This is a genomic window from Rathayibacter sp. VKM Ac-2804 (assembly GCF_009866655.1).
GTDB lineage: Bacteria > Actinomycetota > Actinomycetes > Actinomycetales > Microbacteriaceae > Rathayibacter.
Genome location: NZ_CP047420.1, coordinates 2,817,222 through 2,835,237, shown reverse-complemented (window position 1 = coordinate 2,835,237; position 18,016 = coordinate 2,817,222). Strand labels below are relative to the sequence as shown.

The following is an 18,016-nucleotide window of genomic DNA, read 5'->3' as shown; positions in this document are numbered from 1 at the left end:
ATCATTGGATCTGCAACTTTTCGAGTTGTGGTTTCTTAAACTCATGTGATTTTCAAGTTTTTAAGAGCAAACGGTGAATGCCTTGGCATCTGGAGCCGAAGAAGGACGTCGTAATCTGCGATAAGCCTCGGGGAGCTGATAAACGAGCTGTGATCCGAGGATTTCCGAATGGGGAAACCCCGCCAGGCCCCTTGTGGTGACCTGGTGACTCCCGCCTGAATATATAGGGCGGGTAGAGGGAACGTGGGGAAGTGAAACATCTCAGTACCCACAGGAAGAGAAAACAACAGTGATTCCGTCAGTAGTGGCGAGCGAACGCGGAAGAGGCTAAACCGAATCATGTGTGATACCCGGCAGGGGTTGCATGGTCGGGGTTGTGGGACTTTTCGTTGTGTTCTGCCGAGCACTGAACGTTACAGCGCATCATAGACGAACAGGTTTGAATGCCTGGCCAGAGCGGGTGCGAGCCCCGTAGTCGAAATGGTGTTATGGCGTGAAGAGTATCCCAAGTAGCACGGGGCCCGAGAAATCCCGTGTGAATCTGTCAGGACCACCTGATAAGCCTAAATACTCCCAGATGACCGATAGCGGACAAGTACCGTGAGGGAAAGGTGAAAAGTACCCCGGGAGGGGAGTGAAATAGTACCTGAAACCGTTTGCTTACAAACCGTCGGAGCTCCCATGTTGGGGTGACGGCGTGCCTTTTGAAGAATGAGCCTGCGAGTTAGTGCTCTGTGGCGAGGTTAACCCGTGTGGGGCAGCCGTAGCGAAAGCGAGTCCGAATAGGGCGATTCAGTCGCAGGGTCTAGACCCGAAGCGAAGTGATCTATCCATGGCCAGGTTGAAGCGACGGTAAGACGTCGTGGAGGACCGAACCCACTTCAGTTGAAAATGGAGGGGATGAGCTGTGGATAGGGGTGAAAGGCCAATCAAACTTCGTGATAGCTGGTTCTCTCCGAAATGCATTTAGGTGCAGCGTTGCGTGTTTCTTGCCGGAGGTAGAGCTACTGGATGGCCGATGGGGCCCAAAAGCTTACTGACGTCAGCCAAACTCCGAATGCCGGTAAGTGAGAGCGCAGCAGTGAGACTGTGGGGGATAAGCTTCATAGTCGAGAGGGAAACAACCCAGACCACCAACTAAGGTCCCTAAGCGCGTGCTAAGTGGGAAAGGATGTGGAGTTGCACAGACAACCAGGAGGTTGGCTTAGAAGCAGCCACCCTTGAAAGAGTGCGTAATAGCTCACTGGTCAAGTGATTCCGCGCCGACAATGTAACGGGGCTCAAGCACGCCACCGAAGTTGTGGCATTGACATTAGTGGTAGGCCTTCGTGGTCCAGCCGTGTTGATGGGTAGGAGAGCGTCGTGTGGCGAGTGAAGCGGCGGTGTGAACCAGCCGTGGACGCCACACGAGTGAGAATGCAGGCATGAGTAGCGAAAGACGGGTGAGAAACCCGTCCTCCGGAAGACCAAGGGTTCCAGGGTCAAGCTAATCTTCCCTGGGTAAGTCGGGACCTAAGGCGAGGCCGACAGGCGTAGTCGATGGACAACGGGTTGATATTCCCGTACCGGCGAAGAACCGCCCAAGACAATCCAGTAGTGCTAAGTATCTGAATCCCTTTGATGGATCCCTTCGGGGTGAAGCGTTGGGCCTAGCGTACGAACCCGTGCTGGTGCGTTTAGCGTATTAACAGGTGTGACGCAGGAAGGTAGCCGAGCCGGGCGATGGTTGTCCCGGTCTAAGGATGTAGGGCGAACGATAGGCAAATCCGTCGTTCATACAGCCTGAGATCTGATGGGTAGACGCAAGTCGAAATCGGTGATCCTATGCTGCCAAGAAAAGCATCGACGCGAGGTTCTAGCTGCCCGTACCCCAAACCGACTCAGGTGGTCAGGTAGAGAATACTAAGGAGATCGAGAGAATCGTGGTTAAGGAACTCGGCAAAATGCCCCCGTAACTTCGGGAGAAGGGGGGCCTGAGGCGTGAACGGACTTGCTCCGGGAGCGTTCGATGGCCGCAGAGACCAGTGGGAAGCGACTGTTTACTAAAAACACAGGTCCGTGCTAAGTCGCAAGACGATGTATACGGACTGACGCCTGCCCGGTGCTGGAAGGTTAAGAGGAACGGTTAGCCGCAAGGCGAAGCTGAGAATTTAAGCCCCAGTAAACGGCGGTGGTAACTATAACCATCCTAAGGTAGCGAAATTCCTTGTCGGGTAAGTTCCGACCTGCACGAATGGCGTAACGACTTCCCAGCTGTCTCAACCGCGAACTCGGCGAAATTGCATTACGAGTAAAGATGCTCGTTACGCGCAGCAGGACGGAAAGACCCCGTGACCTTTACTATAGTTTGGTATTGGTGTTCGGTGTGGCTTGTGTAGGATAGGTGGGAGACTGTGAAGCGGGCACGCTAGTGTTCGTGGAGTCATTGTTGAAATACCACTCTGGTCACTCTGGATATCTAACTTCGGACCCTAATCGGGTTCAGGGACAGTGCCTGATGGGTAGTTTAACTGGGGCGGTTGCCTCCTAAAGAGTAACGGAGGCGCCCAAAGGTTCCCTCAACCTGGTTGGCAATCAGGTGTCGAGTGTAAGTGCACAAGGGAGCTTGACTGTGAGACTGACAAGTCGAGCAGGGACGAAAGTCGGGACTAGTGATCCGGCAGTGGCTTGTGGAAGCGCTGTCGCTCAACGGATAAAAGGTACCTCGGGGATAACAGGCTGATCTTGCCCAAGAGTCCATATCGACGGCATGGTTTGGCACCTCGATGTCGGCTCGTCGCATCCTGGGGCTGGAGTAGGTCCCAAGGGTTGGGCTGTTCGCCCATTAAAGCGGTACGCGAGCTGGGTTTAGAACGTCGTGAGACAGTTCGGTCCCTATCCGCTGCGCGCGCAGGAAATTTGAGAAGATCTATCCCTAGTACGAGAGGACCGGGATGGACGAACCTCTGGTGTGTCAGTTGTTCCGCCAGGAGCACCGCTGATTAGCTACGTTCGGAACGGATAACCGCTGAAAGCATCTAAGCGGGAAGCCGGCTTCGAGATGAGATTTCCATCCCTTCGGGGGAGAGGCTCCCAGCCAGACGACTGGGTTGATAGGCCGGATGTGGAAGACAGGACTAAAGACTGTCGGAGCTGACCGGTACTAATAAGCCGATAACTTGATAATCACTACACTCATACCGTTGTAAAGGCTGGTAGGAGTGGTCAGAGATTGCTTGCGTCCACTTTGTGGTTCCCAGAATACGGGCTCCATACCGCGGGTCGTGTTCGCAAAGACACGACCTGCATACCGCACCTTCGGGGCGGACAACAGAACACACGCATGACGTGTGACCCAGATTTGACCACCACCACGCCTCGGCGGGTGGCTGTGTCTGAGAGGGTTACGGCGGCCATAGCGAGAGGGAAACGCCCGGTCACATTCCGAACCCGGAAGCTAAGACTCTCAGCGCCGATGGTACTGCAGGGGGGACCCTGTGGGAGAGTAGGACACCGCCGGACACTAATTTACGATGGCCACCCAGAGATGGGTGGCCATCGCTGTTTAACCAGAGGTTCTCCACGAGAGCCGCCAGCCGCTCGACGCGGCGCCGTGAGGAGTGACGATGTCCGAGGACCGCGCATCCGGAAGCGAGCGCGTCGAGGTCGGCGATCGTCTCGATGACATCGAGCAGTCGCCCCTGCAATCCCGGGCGGCCGCCTATGCGGAACTGCAGGAGCAGCTGCGCGTCCGGCTCGAGGGCGGGGACTCCGCCCGATGAGCGACATCGAGGATCAGCGTCTCGACACCGCCCTCGCCACCAGGGGCATCGCGCGGTCGCGAGTGCATGCGGCGCGGCTGATCGCCGACGGCGTCGTCACGGTGGACGGTGCGCCGGCGCTCAAGCCGTCGATCCGAGTGCGTCCGGACCAGGAGATCGCGGTGGCCTCCCTCGATCACTACGTCAGCCGGGCGGCACACAAGCTGATCGCCGCACTGGACGCCTTCCCCACGGTGGAGGTGGAGGGGTCGGACGCGCTCGACGTCGGCGCCTCCACGGGCGGCTTCTCCCAGGTCCTCCTGGAACGCGGAGTCGCGTCGGTGATCGCGCTCGATGTCGGACACGGGCAGCTGGCTCCTCGGATCCGATCGGATGAGCGAGTGCACGTCGTCGAGGGCTTCAATGCGCGTGAGATGACGGCGACGTCGCTCGCAGCAGCCGCAGGATCCGACACCGTCCCGGACCTCGTCGTCGCCGACGTCTCCTTCATCTCCCTGTCGATGGTGCTCCCGGCCGTCGCCGCATCCGTCGCGCGGACCGCCGACTTCGTCGTGCTGGTGAAGCCGCAGTTCGAGGTGGGGCGCCTGGGCATCAAGGAGGGGATCGTCCGCGATCCCGAGCTCCGGCGCGAGGCGCTCTCGGACGTGCTGTGGTCCGCGTGGGACGCGGGGCTCGGAGTCGTCGGCCTGATCGCCTCGCCGCTCCCGGGTGGCGCTGGGAATCAGGAGTATCTGGTGCACCTCCACCGCGACCGCGGAACGATTCCGACAGAATGGAGGGACGCGGTCACCGCGCTCACCCTCGGATGACGCGATCGTGTCCGCCGCCGTCGATCGACCCGAAGGACACCCACTCGATGCAGTCCCCTCCTGGCGAGCGCAACATCCTCGTCATCGCCCATACCGGACGGGCGGACTCCCTCGACGCGGCGATCCTCGTGGTCGGGCGCCTCCGCGGGTCCGGTGCCCGGCCCGTGCTCTGCGCCGACGACAAGGGCGACATCGTCCGGAACGCTCCCGAGCTGAGCGACGTCGCCGTGCTCGGCGTCGACGTCCCGCTGGAGGAGATCGAGCTGGTCTTCGTCCTGGGCGGAGACGGCACCATTCTGCGTGCCGCCGAGATCGTGCGGACCGGGACGGCCCCGCTTCTCGGCGTGAACCTCGGCCATGTCGGCTTCCTCGCCGAGAGCGAGCGAGACGACCTCGACGACGCGGTCGCCCGTGCTCTGGACGGCGACTACGCCGTCGAGGAGCGGATGACGCTGCAGGTGCGCGTCAAGATCGACGACGCGGTCGTCTACGAGACGTGGGCGCTCAACGAGGCGACCGTCGAGAAGGGCAGCCGCGAGCGGATGCTCGAGGTGATGGTCGGCGTCGACGGCCGCCCGCTCTCCAGCTTCGGCTGCGACGGGATCGTCGTGTCGACGCCCACCGGCTCGACCGCCTACGCCTTCTCCGGTGGCGGTCCCGTCGTCTGGCCCACCCTCGAGGCGATGCTGCTCGTGCCGCTCAGTGCGCACGCGCTGTTCGCCCGCCCGCTCGTCGTGGGGCCGGACTCCAGCCTCGCGGTCGAGGTGAAGGAGCGCACCGACGGTGTCGGCGTGCTGTGGGCCGACGGCCGGCGCACCTACGAGCTTCCGCCCGGGGCGCGGGTGATCTACCGCCGGTCGCCCGTGCCGGTGCGCTTCGCACGCCTGCACGACGCCCCGTTCACCGATCGCCTCGTGCAGAAGTTCGGTCTCCCCATCCGCGGATGGCGGGGGTCGGTGGAGACGGAGTAGCCGCATGCTCGAAGAGCTGCAGATCCGCGACCTCGGTGTCATCGCCGAGGCGACCCTCCCGCTCGGACCGGGATTCACCGCCGTCACCGGCGAGACCGGTGCGGGCAAGACCATGGTCGTGACCGCCCTGGGCCTCGTGCTCGGCGCGCGCTCCGACGCGTCCGCCGTCCGCTCCGGCAGCAAGCAGGCCTGGGTGTCGGGCCGCTGGCTCGTACCCGAGGAGGGCGCGGTCGCGGACCGCGTCCACGACGCCGGCGGCGACCTCGACGGCCCGGAGCTGCTGCTCGCCCGCTCGGTGTCGGCCGAGGGGCGCGGCCGCGCCGTCGTCGGCGGCCGCAGTGCACCGGTCAGCGTGCTCAGCGAGCTCGCGGACCAGCTGGTCGTCGTGCACGGGCAGTCCGATCAGATCCGGCTCCGCTCGGCCGCCGCACAGCGCGACGCGCTCGACCGCTTCGGCGGACCCGAGCTGGGAGAGGCCCTGCGCGACTACGCGAGCGCCTTCGAGCGCTGGCGGGCCAACCGCGAGGAGCTCGACGAGCTGACCACGGCGCGCGAATCGCGGGCACGCGAGGCGGAGCGGCTCCGCAGCGCCCTCGCCGAGATCGAGGTGGTCGCCCCGCAGCGCGGTGAGGACGTCGAGCTCTCGACGCAGTCCGAGCGGCTCGGCAGCATCGAGCAGCTGCGCATCGCCGCGGGCGAGGCCCGCGAGGCCGTGTCCTCGGAGGAGCTCGACGGCCGGGACGCCCTCGGACTCGTCGAGATCGCGCGCCGGGTGCTCGAGCGCGCCGCCGAGCACGATGCTGCGCTGGAGCCGCTCACGCAGACCCTCGGCGAGGCGTCGGTGCTGCTCGGCGACGTCGCAGCCGGCCTCTCCTCCTACCTCGCCGAGCTCGACCTCGACGGCGCGCACGACCTGGAGCTGATCGAGAACCGCCGGGCGGAGCTCTCGGCACTCGCGCGCACCTACGGGCCCACGCTGGACGACGTGCTCGACCTGGTCGACTCCTCCGGCCTGCGCCTGCTCGAGCTCGACGGCGACGACGAGCGGATCGCGGCCCTCGAGGCCGACACGGCCGCGGACGCCGATCTGGTCGAGCGGCTCGCGGACCGGCTCACCGAGCTCCGGACCGCCGCCGCCGCCGAGCTGGGCGCGCGCGTCAGCGACGAGCTGACCGCCCTGGCCATGGCGGACGCCCGCCTGCACGTGCAGGTCGGCAGCGCGAACGAGCCGACGGTGCACGGACGCGACACGGTGGAGATGCTGCTGCAGCCGCACACCGGCGCCACTCCGCGCGCGCTGGCGAAGGGCGCCTCCGGGGGAGAGCTCTCGCGGGTGATGCTCGCGATCGAGGTCGTGGTGGCGGCGAACGATCCGGTGCCGACCTTCGTCTTCGACGAGGTCGACGCGGGGGTCGGCGGCGCGGCCGCGATCGAGATCGGGCGCCGACTCGCTCGGCTCGCCGAGACGTCGCAGGTCATCGTGGTGACGCACCTGGCCCAGGTCGCGGCGTTCGCCACCAACCACCTCCGGGTCGAGAAGGGCTCGGACGGCTCGGTCACCTCGAGCGCGGTGACCCAGCTGGACGCCGAGCAGCGGGTGTCCGAGATGGCGCGCCTGCTGTCCGGTCTGACCGACTCCGAGAACGCCCTGGCGCACGCGCGGGAGCTGCTCGAATCGAGCCGCCGCCGCTGAGCGCGGCCGGAGCGCCGCCCCCCGACCGGTGCGAAATCGGCCGGGGCGGCGCTCGGGCCCGGTTCTGCTGTTACGGTGGAACCCCGTGGTGGACAATTCGAACTCGGGCCTTTCCTCTTCCTCTTCCGACACTTCTGCGGCCGGGCGCGACACCGCCCCCGCGAAGGTCACGAAGCACATCTTCGTCACGGGCGGCGTCGTCTCCTCGCTCGGCAAGGGCCTGACGGCCGCCAGCCTCGGCAACCTGCTCACCGCGCGCGGACTGCGCGTCGTGATGCAGAAGCTCGACCCGTACCTCAACGTGGATCCCGGGACGATGAACCCGTTCCAGCACGGCGAGGTCTTCGTGACCGACGACGGCGCGGAGACCGACCTCGACATCGGGCACTACGAGCGCTTCCTCGACATCAACCTCAACCAGGCGGCGAACGTCACCACCGGTCAGATCTACTCGCGCGTCATCGCGCGCGAGCGGGCGGGCGAATATCTCGGCGACACCGTCCAGGTCATCCCGCACATCACCGACGAGATCAAGCGCCGGATGCGCCTGCAGGCCGAGGACGACCCGCAGCCCGACGTGATCATCACCGAGATCGGCGGCACCGTCGGCGACATCGAGTCGCAGCCGTTCATCGAGTCGGCCCGCCAGGTGCGCCACGAGCTCGGCCGCCGCAACGTCTTCTTCGTGCACGTCTCGCTCGTGCCCTTCATGGGCGCGTCCGGGGAGCAGAAGACCAAGCCGACCCAGCACTCCGTCGCCGCGCTGCGCTCGATCGGCATCCAGCCGGACGCGCTCGTGCTGCGCAGCGATCGGCCGGTGTCGGAGTCGAACAAGCGCAAGATCGCGCTGATGTGCGACGTCGACGAGCAGGCCGTCGTCAATGCGAAGGACGTGGCCTCCATCTACGAGATCCCCTCGATGCTCAACGAGCAGGGACTCGACTCGTACATCATCGACCAGCTCGACCTGTCGGCCGGCGAGGTCGTCTGGGACGGCTGGTCGCAGCTGCTCGAGGCCGTGCACGAGCCCAAGCACGAGGTGACCATCGGCCTGGTCGGCAAGTACATCGACCTGCCCGACGCCTACCTCTCGGTGACCGAGGCGCTGCGGGCCGGCGGCTTCGCGCAGCAGACCAAGGTCGCGATCCGCTGGATCGCCTCCGATGGACTCGAGGACCCGGAAGCGGCGGCGAAGACGCTGTCGGAGCTCGACGGCATCTGCGTCCCCGGCGGCTTCGGCATCCGCGGGATCGAGGGCAAGCTCGGCGCGCTGCGCTTCGCCCGGGAGAACGGCATCCCGACCCTGGGGCTGTGCCTGGGGCTGCAGTGCATGGTGATCGAGTACGCGCGGAACGAGGCCGGGCTCGAGGGCGCGTCCTCGTCCGAGTTCGACCCGGAGACCGAGTTCCCCGTCATCGCCACGATGGCCGAGCAGGTCGAGATCCTCGCCGCCGGCGACATGGGCGGCACGATGCGGCTCGGGCTCTACACGGCCGATCTCGCCGAGGGCTCCATCGTCGCCGACGTGTACGGAGCGCCGCAGGCGGCGGAGCGCCACCGCCACCGCTACGAGGTGAACAACGGCTACCGCGACCGCATCGCCGAGGCCGGGCTGTGGTTCTCCGGGACCTCGCCGGACGGCAGCCTCGTCGAGTACGTCGAGCTGCCGCGGGAGAAGCACCCGTTCTACGTCGGCACGCAGGCGCACCCCGAGCTGCGCTCGCGGCCGAACAACGCCCACCCGCTGTTCAAGGGGCTCGTGACCGCGGCGCTGGAGCGCCAGGAGGCGTCGCGACTGTTCCCGGCCTCGGAGGCCGGCTCCGATGACTGACGCGCCCGAGCTCCACACGAACGGACCGCTCTCGGACGAGCTGGTCGAGCCCGAGATCCTCACCAGCGAGCGCGTCTTCGACGGCATGGTCTGGGGCGTCCGCGCCGAGACCTTCCGCTACGGCGACGGCGAGCTGCGCCGCGAGTTCCTCGACCACACGGGCGCCGTCGCGGTGCTCGCGCTGGACGAGGAGGACCGCGTCGCGCTGATCAAGCAGTACCGCCACCCCGTGCGCACCCGCGAGTGGGAGATCCCGGCCGGCCTCCTCGACATCGAGGGGGAGGACGCCCTCGTCGCCGCGCAGCGCGAGCTGGGGGAGGAGACCGACCTGCGGGCCGGCCGCTGGGACCTGCTCTCGGAGTTCGCCACCTCGCCCGGCGGCAGCGACGAGGTGATCCGCATCTACCTGGCGCGGGACCTCTCCGCCACCGACGCCGCCTTCGAGCGCGAGGCGGAGGAGGCCGACATGGAGCTGCGCTGGGTCGCGCTCGACGAGGCCGTCGACGCCGTGCTCTCGCGGCGGGTGCAGAACCCGTCGCTGTGCATCGCGGTCCTCGCGGCGCACGCCTTCCGCGCGCGCGGCTGGGCCGGGCTCGGCGACGCCTCCTCGCCGTGGACGCGGCACCCGCGGGTCCGCCGGGGGTGACCCCGCCCGCGATCGCCGACGCCTTCCTTCGGCAGGCGAGCGTCGAGCGCGGACTCTCGGCGCACACGATCGCGGCGTACCGGCGCGATCTGGGGCTGTACCTCGGCTGGCTGGAGGAGCGCGGGGTCTCGGATCTCGCGGCGCTGCGGCGCTCCGACGTGGGGGCGTTCGCGTCCTGGCTGGCGGCGCGCGCCGAGCGGCCGCTGGCGGCGAGCTCGCGGGCGCGGATCCTCTCGAGCGTGCGCGGGCTGCACCGCTTTGCGCTGGAGGAGGGACACGTCGCCGACGACGTCGCCCACGACGTGGTGCCGCCGAAGCTGCCGATGACGCTGCCCAAGGCGATCACGGTCGAGCAGATGGCGTCGCTGCTCGAGGCGGCCCGGGGCGAGGAGCTGTCGGAGCTGCGCGATCGGGCGCTGCTGGAGCTGCTCTACGCCACGGGGGCGCGCATTTCGGAGGCGGTGGACCTGAGCGTCGACGACGTCGTCGACTCGGAGGTGGTGCGGCTGACCGGCAAGGGCTCGAAGCAGCGGATGGTGCCGCTGGGCGGCTTCGCGCGCGAGGCGGTGCAGGACTACCTGGTGCGGGCACGGCCCGAGCTGTCGCGGCGCGGGCGGGCGACGCCGGCGCTGTTCCTCGGGGTGCGCGGGAGCCGGCTGTCGCGGCAGAGCGCGTGGCTGGTGATCCGCGCGGTCGCCGAGAAGGCGGGGCTGGATCGGGAGATCTCGCCGCACACGTTCCGGCACTCCTTCGCGACGCACCTGCTCGCGGGCGGCGCGGACGTGCGGGTGGTGCAGGAGCTGCTCGGCCACGCCTCGGTGGCGACGACGCAGATCTACACGCTGGTGACGGCGGACACGCTGCGCGACGTGTACACGACGGCGCACCCGCGGGCGCGGCGCTGACGGGGCGGGTCTCGATACGCCGCTGCGCGGCTACTCGATCAGCATGGGCGGGGCGCCGCGGGGAGGGGCACGGCCGCCGGTACACTCGACGGAGGCCGCGCGGGAGCGCACGCCGACACGGGAAGCGAGGCGACGCAGGTGACACGCAAGACGGACGACAAGGCCGAGCTCACCGGTCTCGAAGCCCCGACGCTCGGCCCGACCGGCCGGCCCCTGCGCGAGTTCCCGCTTCCGGTGGAGCTGACCGGGCACGGGCCCGCGCGCATCATCTCGCTCTGCAACCAGAAGGGCGGCGTCGGCAAGACGACGACGACCATCAACCTGGGCGCGACGCTCGCCGAGTACGGCCGCCGCGTGCTGGCCATCGACTTCGACCCGCAGGGCGCGCTGTCCGCCGGTCTCGGCGTCGCCACCTACGACGCGATCACGATCTACGACCTGCTGCTGGGCACCGTCAAGGACCCGAGCGAGGCCATCCGCCCGACCCGCGTCCCGGGCCTCGACATCATCCCCGCCAACATCGACCTCTCCGCCGCGGAGGTGCACCTCGTCAACGAGGTCGCCCGCGAGACGATCCTCGCCCGGGTGCTGCGCAAGGTCAGCGCCGACTACGACGTGATCCTGATCGACTGCCAGCCGTCGCTGGGCCTGCTCACCGTGAACGCGCTGACCGCGAGTCACGGCGTGCTCATCCCGCTCGAGTGCGAGTTCTTCGCCCTGCGCGGCGTCGCGCTGCTGATCGAGACGATCGACAAGGTCCGCGACCGACTCAACCCGGTGATCGAGCTCGACGGCATCCTGCCCACCATGTACGACTCGCGCACGCTGCACTCGCGGGAGGTGCTCGACCGGGTCGTCGACGCCTTCGGCGACAGCGTGCTCGAGACGGTGATCGGACGCACGGTGAAGTTCCCCGACGCGAGCGTGTCGGGGGTGCCGATCACCACGTTCGCGCCGGAGCACAACGCGGCGAAGGCGTACCGCAAGCTCGCCAGGGAGCTGATCTCGCGTGGCGCGGTCGCCTGAGGCGCTCCTGCTCGACCAGGAGGCGGACACCGCCCCCGTCTCCCGCGGCTTCACCGTCGCGCTGTCGAACTTCGAGGGGCCCTTCGACCTCCTGCTGAGCCTGATCGCGAAGCAGCAGGTCGACATCACCGAGATCGCGCTGAGCGCGGTGACGGACGAATTCCTCTCCTACCTGCACGGCATCGACACGGCGGAAGGGCTCGACCGAGCCTCGGAGTTCCTGGTCGTCGCGGCGACCCTGCTCGACCTCAAGATCGCCGGGCTCCTGCCGCAGGGCGAGCTGGTCGACGCGGAGGACGCCGCGATGCTCGAGGCGCGCGACCTGCTCTTCGCCCGGCTCCTGCAGTACCGCGCCTTCAAGCAGGTGTCGGCGTGGTTCGCCGAGCGGATCGACGCCGAGACCGGTCGGCACGTGCGCCAGGTGCCGCTCGAGGAGGAGTTCCGCGCGAAGAAGCCGGAGCTGGTCTGGACGCTCTCGCCGGAGGACTTCGCGGCGCTGGCCGCCTTCGCGCTCGCGCCGCGCGAGATCCCGACCGTCGGCCTCGACCACCTGCACGCCCCGCTGATCAGCATCCGGGAGCAGGCCGCGTACATCGTGGCCGTGCTGCGCGAGCGGACGACGGCGACCTTCCGCGAGCTCGTCGCCGACGCGGACGAGAAGGGCGTGATCGTGGCGCGCTTCATCGCCGTGCTCGAGCTCTACCGGCACGCCGCGATCGCGTTCGAGCAGCCGGAGCCGCTCGGCGAGCTGACCCTGCAGTGGGTGGCCGAGAACTGGTCCGACGCGAGCCTCGCGCACCTGGGGGCCGACTATGACCAGTGAATCCGCGACCACCGACTCCGCGGGCGTCGCGGGCCCCGGCACCGTCGCGTTCGAGATCGACCGCGCCGTCGAGGCGATCCTGATGATCGCGGACGAGCCGCAGTCGCTCGCCGCGCTCGCCACAGCGCTCTCCCGGCCGATCCCGGTCGTCCGGCAGTCGGTCGAGCGCCTCGCCGCGGACTTCGACGGCGCGGACGGCGGCATCCGCCGCGGCTTCGAGCTGCGCGAGGTCGGCGGCGGCTGGCGGGTCTACGTGCGCCGCGAGTACGACTCCGTCGTCTCGGACTTCGTGCTGACCCAGAACCCGACGAAGCTGTCGCAGGCCGCCCTCGAGACGCTCGCGGTGATCGCCTACAAGCAGCCGATCTCCCGCGGCCAGGTCGCCCAGATCCGCGCGGTCAACGTCGACTCCGTCGCGCGCACCCTCCTCGGCCGCGGCCTGATCGCGGAGGTCGGCAGCGACCCCGAGACCGGCGCGGTCCTCTACGGCACCACCGAGCAGCTGCTCGTCCATCTCGGCCTCGCCTCGCTCGACGAGCTGCCGAAGATCTCCCCCCTACTGAGCGACGGACGGAACGGATTCGATGAGCGCGCCTGAATTGCCCGAGGGCGAACGACTGCAGAAGGTCCTCGCGGCCGCGGGGGTCGCCTCCCGCCGCGTCGTCGAGGAGATGATCGTCGCGCGGCGGATCCGGGTGAACGGCGAGGTCGCGAGCGAGCTCGGCCGCCGCATCGATCCCGAGAACGACCGGATCGAGGTCGACGGCGTCGCCGTGCAGCTGGACACCTCGCGGCGCTACGTGATGCTGAACAAGCCGGTCGGCGTGGTCAGCTCGCTGTCGGACGAGAACGGCCGACCGGACCTCCGGACCTACACGCAGAACTTCGAGGAGCGCCTGTTCAACGTCGGCCGCCTCGACTCCGAGACCTCGGGGCTCCTGGTCCTGACCAACGACGGCGAGCTGGCGCACGTGCTCGCGCACCCGTCGTTCGGGGTGACCAAGACCTACATCGCGAAGGTGCACGGGCAGGTGCTGCCGCAGACCATCGCGGCGCTGACCGCCGGCGTCGAGCTGGAGGACGGCACGGTCGCGGCCGACAAGGCGCGGCTGCTCGGCCGGCCGGAGGGGCGCTCGAACGCGTCGCTCGTGGAGATCACGCTGCACTCCGGTCGCAACCGCGTCGTCCGACGGATGATGGCCGCGGTCGGGCACCCCGTACTCGAGCTGGTGCGCCGGCAGTTCGGCCCGCTGCACCTGGGCTCGCTGCGCTCGGGCGACCTGCGCGACCTGACCCGCGACGAGCTCGGTGCGCTGCTGACCATCTCGCGGCAGGGCGGCGAGGCGCCGGTGGAGAAGCCGGAGCCGACGCGCCAGGCGAGCGCGGGCGCGCGGCGCCCGCGGCCGCAGACGGCGGACGACCGGGGGACCGAGGGGCGCGGGGAGCGGCGGACAGAGGAGCGCTCGGTGCGGCGCTCGGAGGAGCGTCCCGTGCGTCGGTCCGAGGAGCGGCCTGAGCGTCGCTCCGACGACCGGCCCGTCCGTCGATCGGACGACCGGCCCGTCCGGCGATCCGAGGACCGGCCCGTGCGTCGGTCGGAGGACCGGACTGAGCGCCGTTCGGACGACCGCCCCGTGCGTCGGTCGGAGGACCGGCCTGAGCGCCGTTCGGACGACCGCCCCGTGCGTCGGTCCGAGGAGCGTCCCGAGCGTCGATCGGACGACCGCCCGGTGCGCCGCTCCGAGGAGCGGTCTGAGCGCCGCACCGACGACCGCGGTGATCGTCGCTCCGACGAGCGTCGCCGCGACGAGCGGCCGCGCGAGCGTCCGTCCGACGCACTGCGCTCCGACGACCGCGCGACGCCGCCGCAGGACCGGCGACGCCCCTCCGCGAACGGCGCCGAGCGACCCGACTCCGGTGTGCGGCGCAGCGGCCAGGACAAGCGGCGTCGGCCTGATCGGTAGGCTGTCGGGGTGAACGAGCTCCTGCACCCCGCCCCGCCCGCGATGCGGACGACGGGGACGGTGCGGGTGGTCGGCTCCGGCCTGCTCGGCGCGTCGATCGGTCTGGGCCTCGCCTCGCGCGGGGTCGACGTCGTCCTCGACGACGCCTCGCCGGCCAGCCTCTCGCTCGCCATCGACTACGGGGCCGGCCGCGCCGCCTCCGCCGCCGACCGGCCCGTGCTGATCGTGGTGTGCGTGCCGCCGGACGTCGTCGCCGGCGTCGTCGAGCGTGAGCTGGCCGCCTTCCCCGAGGCCGTCGTCACCGATGTCGCCAGCGTCAAAATGCAGCCGCTGCGCGAGCTGCGCGCCCGGGGGCTCGACCTCAGCCGTTACATCGGCTCGCACCCGATGGCCGGCCGCGAGCGCGGCGGCCCGGTCGCGGCCCGCGGCGACCTCTTCGTCGGCCGTCCCTGGGTGATCTGCCGGGACGGCGAGACGCCGCCCGACGCGCTCGCCCGGGTCGAGGCGCTCGCGCTCGACCTCGGCGGCTCCATCATCGAGATGGGCCCGGAGGAGCACGACCGCTCGGTCGGCCTCGTCTCGCACGCACCCCAGGTGATCTCGTCCCTGCTCGGGCAGCGCCTCGTCGACGCGCCCAACGACGCCCTGCGGCTCGCGGGCCAGGGCGTGCGCGACGTCTCGCGGCTCGCCGCGTCCGCCCCGGAGCTGTGGGTGCAGATCCTCGGTGCGAACCGCGAGCACGTGGTCGCCGTGCTCGACGCCTTCCGCGACGACGTCGCCGCGGTCGCCGACGCCCTGCGCGACCTCGACGCGCCGGGCGCCCGCCGACTGCTCGCCGAGCACCTCGCCGCGGGCAACGCCGGCGTCGCCCGCCTGCCCGGCAAGCACGGCCAGGACCAGCGCTTCTCCACCCTGATCGTCCTCGTCGACGACATCCCGGGCACTCTCGCCCGGCTGTTCGTCGAGATCGGCGAGGCCGGGGTCAACCTGGAGGACGTGCGCCTCGAGCATGCGGAGGGGCGCCGCGTGGGCCTCGCCGAGATCTCGGTGGTGCCGGAGGCCGTCGGCCCGCTGACCGAGGAACTGACCGCACGCGGCTGGAGGATCGCCGGATGAGCACGGAGCAGAACAGGCAGGAGGGCGGCCTGAACCGCATGACGCCCGCCCGTCGCGCGCAGCAGAGCATCCCGGAGGACGGGGGAGCCGCGCCCGAGCGCGAGAGCGGCGCCCGCACCGACGACGCACCCGACTTCGGCGACGCGGTCGTCGTCGCGATCGACGGCCCGGCCGGCAGCGGCAAGTCGAGCGTCTCGCGCGAGGCCGCCCGCCGCCTCGACTTCGAGTTCCTCGACACCGGTGCCGCGTACCGCGCGCTCGCCTGGCACGGGCTCGACACCGGGCTCGACTTCGCCGACGAGAACGCGATCGTCGACGCGCTCGACGGCTTCGACTACTCCATCGGCACTGACCCCGAGTCGTACTCGGTCTGGGTCGGCCGGACCGAGGTCACCGCGGCGATCCGCGAGCCCCGCGTGACCGGTCAGGTGTCCGCCGTCGCGAAGGTCCCGGAGGTGCGCCGGAGGATCACGCTGCTGTTCCGCCGCATCATCGGCGAGACCCGCAAGGCCGGCATCATCGTCGAGGGGCGCGACATCACGACGGTCGTGGCGCCGACCGCCGGGGTGCGGATCCTCCTGACGGCGAGCGAAGAGGCTAGGATGGCGAGGCGTTCGCGCGAAGTCACCACGCAATCCGCTGAAGCGACGGGTCAGGCACTGCGGTCCAGGGACCGCGCCGACTCCCAGGTGGTGGACTTCATGAACGCCGCAGACGGAGTCACTCTTCTCGACTCCACTCACCTCGACTTCGAGCAGACCGTCGATGCGGTCATCGCCGAGGTCCGAACTTCGAGAGCAAGGGCCGATCATGGCACAGGACACGCACGTCGGTGACGACGAGCTGAACTTCGGAGACGACGACCTCGTCGAGCGCCTCGGCGATCTCGACGAGCAGCTCGCCTCCTCGCGCGCCCAGGCGCTGCGCAGCGGACTCGAGGACTACGACCTCGACGAGGAGGACCGCGACCTCCTCGAGTACGCGAGCGAGGACCCCGACGAGGTCCGCTACCTCCCGGCGCTGCCGGTCGTGGCGATCGTCGGCCGTCCCAACGTCGGCAAGTCGGCGCTGGTCAACCGCATCCTCGGCCGCCGCGAGGCCGTCGTGGAGGACACCCCCGGCGTCACCCGCGACCGCGTCTCGTACAAGGCAGAGTGGATCGACCGCCAGTTCACGATCGTGGACACCGGCGGCTGGGAGCCCGACGCCCGCGGCATCGACGCCTCCGTCGCGATGCAGGCCGAGATCGCGATCGACCTCGCCGACGCCGTCATCTTCGTCGTCGACGCGAACGTCGGTGCGACCGCGACCGACGAGCACGTGGTCAAGCTGCTCCGCAAGACGAAGAAGCCCGTCTTCCTCGCGGCCAACAAGGTCGACGACGTGCGCCAGGAGCCGAACGCCGCCTCGCTGTGGTCGCTCGGCCTCGGCGAGCCGTACCCGGTCTCGGCCGTGCACGGCCGCGGCGTCGCCGACCTGCTCGACACGGTGCTGGAGAAGCTGCCGCTCGAGTCGCTCGTCGCCAAGCGCGAGGTCGGCGGCCCGCGCCGCGTCGCGATCCTCGGCCGCCCGAACGTCGGCAAGTCGAGCCTGCTGAACAAGGCCGCGGGGGAGGAGCGGGTCGTCGTCAACGAGCTGGCCGGAACCACCCGCGACCCGGTCGACGAGCAGGTCGAGATCGCCGGCAAGATCTGGCGCTTCGTCGACACCGCCGGCATCCGCCGCCGCGTGCACCTGCAGCAGGGCGCCGACTTCTACGCGTCGCTGCGCACGTCGACCGCGCTCGAGAAGGCGGAGGTGGCGGTCGTCGTGATCGACGTCTCCGAGCCGATCTCGGAGCAGGACGTCCGCATCATCGACCTGGTGCTCGAGTCGGGCCGCGCGCTCGTGCTCGCGTTCAACAAGTGGGACCTCCTGGACGACGAGCGCCGCCGCTACCTCGAGCGCGAGATCGAGAAGGACCTCGCGCACGTGGCGTGGGCGCCGCGCGTCAACATCTCCGCGAAGACCGGGCGTCACCTCGAGAAGCTCGTGCCCGCGCTCGAGCTCGCCCTCGAGTCCTGGGACACCCGCATCCCGACCGGCAAGTTCAACGCGTTCCTCGCCGAGCTCACCGCGGCGCACCCGCACCCCCTGCGCGGCGGCAAGCAGCCCCGCGTGCTGTTCGGCACCCAGGCGTCCTCGCGCCCGCCGACATTCGTGCTGTTCACCACCGGTTTCCTCGACCCGGGCTACCGCCGCTACATCGCGCGCCGCCTGCGCGAGATCTACGGCTTCCAGGGCTCGCCGGTGAACGTCAACATGCGCGTGCGGGAGAAGCGCGCGCGCTGACACCTCCTGCTTCGGCGGCTTCGGCTCGTCGTTCTGCGTGCCGGAGGTCTGCCGCGAGGGCTGCTGACGGTCGGTGGTCTCGAAACGCCCCTGCGGGGCTACTCGACCAGCAAGGGGGCCGGCCGCTGCGGGGCGTGCGG

At 69.0% G+C, this 18,016-nt stretch carries 13 protein-coding genes, 2 rRNA genes and 1 pseudogene; all 16 read left to right on the top strand.

What is annotated here, in order from left to right:
• Positions 1 to 50 precede the first annotated feature (50 nt).
• The 16 genes and pseudogenes from GTU73_RS13315 (at position 51) to der (ending at position 17,876) form a co-directional block, all read left to right on the top strand.
• Positions 51 to 3,166, top strand: a 23S ribosomal RNA gene (locus GTU73_RS13315).
• A 218-nt stretch (positions 3,167 to 3,384) separates the two neighbouring features.
• Positions 3,385 to 3,501, top strand: a 5S ribosomal RNA gene (rrf, locus tag GTU73_RS13310).
• A gap of 104 nt (positions 3,502 to 3,605) precedes the next feature.
• A complete protein-coding gene (locus GTU73_RS18960) occupies positions 3,606 to 3,761 on the top strand; it encodes a hypothetical protein (RefSeq protein ID WP_167306049.1) in 156 nt (51 codons plus the stop codon).
• Positions 3,758 to 4,570 (top strand): TlyA family RNA methyltransferase, encoded by an 813-nt coding sequence (locus tag GTU73_RS13305; RefSeq protein ID WP_160090206.1) that lies wholly within the window; start codon positions 3,758 to 3,760, stop codon positions 4,568 to 4,570. Before GTU73_RS18960 ends, GTU73_RS13305 begins: the two co-directional genes overlap by 4 nt.
• 47 nt (positions 4,571 to 4,617) lie before the next feature.
• Positions 4,618 to 5,541: an NAD kinase gene (locus GTU73_RS13300; protein ID WP_160090204.1), complete on the top strand. Its 924-nt coding sequence runs from the start codon at positions 4,618 to 4,620 to the stop codon at positions 5,539 to 5,541.
• 4 nt (positions 5,542 to 5,545) lie between these two features.
• On the top strand, positions 5,546 to 7,234 hold the full coding sequence (gene recN, locus GTU73_RS13295; RefSeq protein ID WP_160090202.1) for a DNA repair protein RecN: 1,689 nt from the start codon (positions 5,546 to 5,548) through the stop codon (positions 7,232 to 7,234).
• An 85-nt stretch (positions 7,235 to 7,319) separates the two neighbouring features.
• Positions 7,320 to 9,065, top strand: coding sequence for a CTP synthase (locus GTU73_RS13290; protein WP_160090200.1), 1,746 nt, complete (start codon positions 7,320 to 7,322; stop codon positions 9,063 to 9,065).
• Positions 9,058 to 9,711 carry an NUDIX hydrolase gene (locus GTU73_RS13285; protein ID WP_160090198.1) on the top strand — a complete coding sequence of 218 codons (654 nt, stop codon included), beginning with the start codon at positions 9,058 to 9,060 and terminating at the stop codon, positions 9,709 to 9,711. The genes GTU73_RS13290 and GTU73_RS13285 overlap by 8 nt, the downstream gene beginning before the upstream one ends.
• Positions 9,678 to 10,616 carry a site-specific tyrosine recombinase XerD gene (gene xerD / locus GTU73_RS13280; protein WP_244231635.1) on the top strand — a complete coding sequence of 313 codons (939 nt, stop codon included), beginning with the start codon at positions 9,678 to 9,680 and terminating at the stop codon, positions 10,614 to 10,616. Before GTU73_RS13285 ends, xerD begins: the two co-directional genes overlap by 34 nt.
• A gap of 138 nt (positions 10,617 to 10,754) precedes the next feature.
• A complete protein-coding gene (locus tag GTU73_RS13275) occupies positions 10,755 to 11,642 on the top strand; it encodes a ParA family protein (RefSeq protein WP_160090196.1) in 888 nt (295 codons plus the stop codon).
• On the top strand, positions 11,626 to 12,465 hold the full coding sequence (locus GTU73_RS13270) for a ScpA family protein (RefSeq protein WP_123706605.1): 840 nt from the start codon (positions 11,626 to 11,628) through the stop codon (positions 12,463 to 12,465). The genes GTU73_RS13275 and GTU73_RS13270 overlap by 17 nt, the downstream gene beginning before the upstream one ends.
• Positions 12,455 to 13,063: an SMC-Scp complex subunit ScpB gene (gene scpB, locus GTU73_RS13265; protein ID WP_160090194.1), complete on the top strand. Its 609-nt coding sequence runs from the start codon at positions 12,455 to 12,457 to the stop codon at positions 13,061 to 13,063. The genes GTU73_RS13270 and scpB overlap by 11 nt, the downstream gene beginning before the upstream one ends.
• Positions 13,050 to 13,799: pseudogene (locus tag GTU73_RS19365) on the top strand (pseudouridine synthase); the annotation flags it as partial. The gene scpB and the pseudogene GTU73_RS19365, both read left to right, overlap by 14 nt.
• 672 nt (positions 13,800 to 14,471) lie before the next feature.
• Positions 14,472 to 15,545: a prephenate dehydrogenase gene (locus tag GTU73_RS13255; RefSeq protein WP_160091376.1), complete on the top strand. Its 1,074-nt coding sequence runs from the start codon at positions 14,472 to 14,474 to the stop codon at positions 15,543 to 15,545.
• The gene (cmk, locus tag GTU73_RS13250; RefSeq protein ID WP_244231634.1) at positions 15,542 to 16,381 is read left to right on the top strand and encodes a (d)CMP kinase; all 840 of its coding nucleotides are present in this window, start codon (positions 15,542 to 15,544) and stop codon (positions 16,379 to 16,381) included. Before GTU73_RS13255 ends, cmk begins: the two co-directional genes overlap by 4 nt.
• Entirely contained in the window at positions 16,356 to 17,876 is a 1,521-nt protein-coding gene (gene der / locus GTU73_RS13245) for a ribosome biogenesis GTPase Der (protein ID WP_160090190.1), read from the top strand. The genes cmk and der overlap by 26 nt, the downstream gene beginning before the upstream one ends.
• Positions 17,877 to 18,016 lie beyond the last annotated feature (140 nt).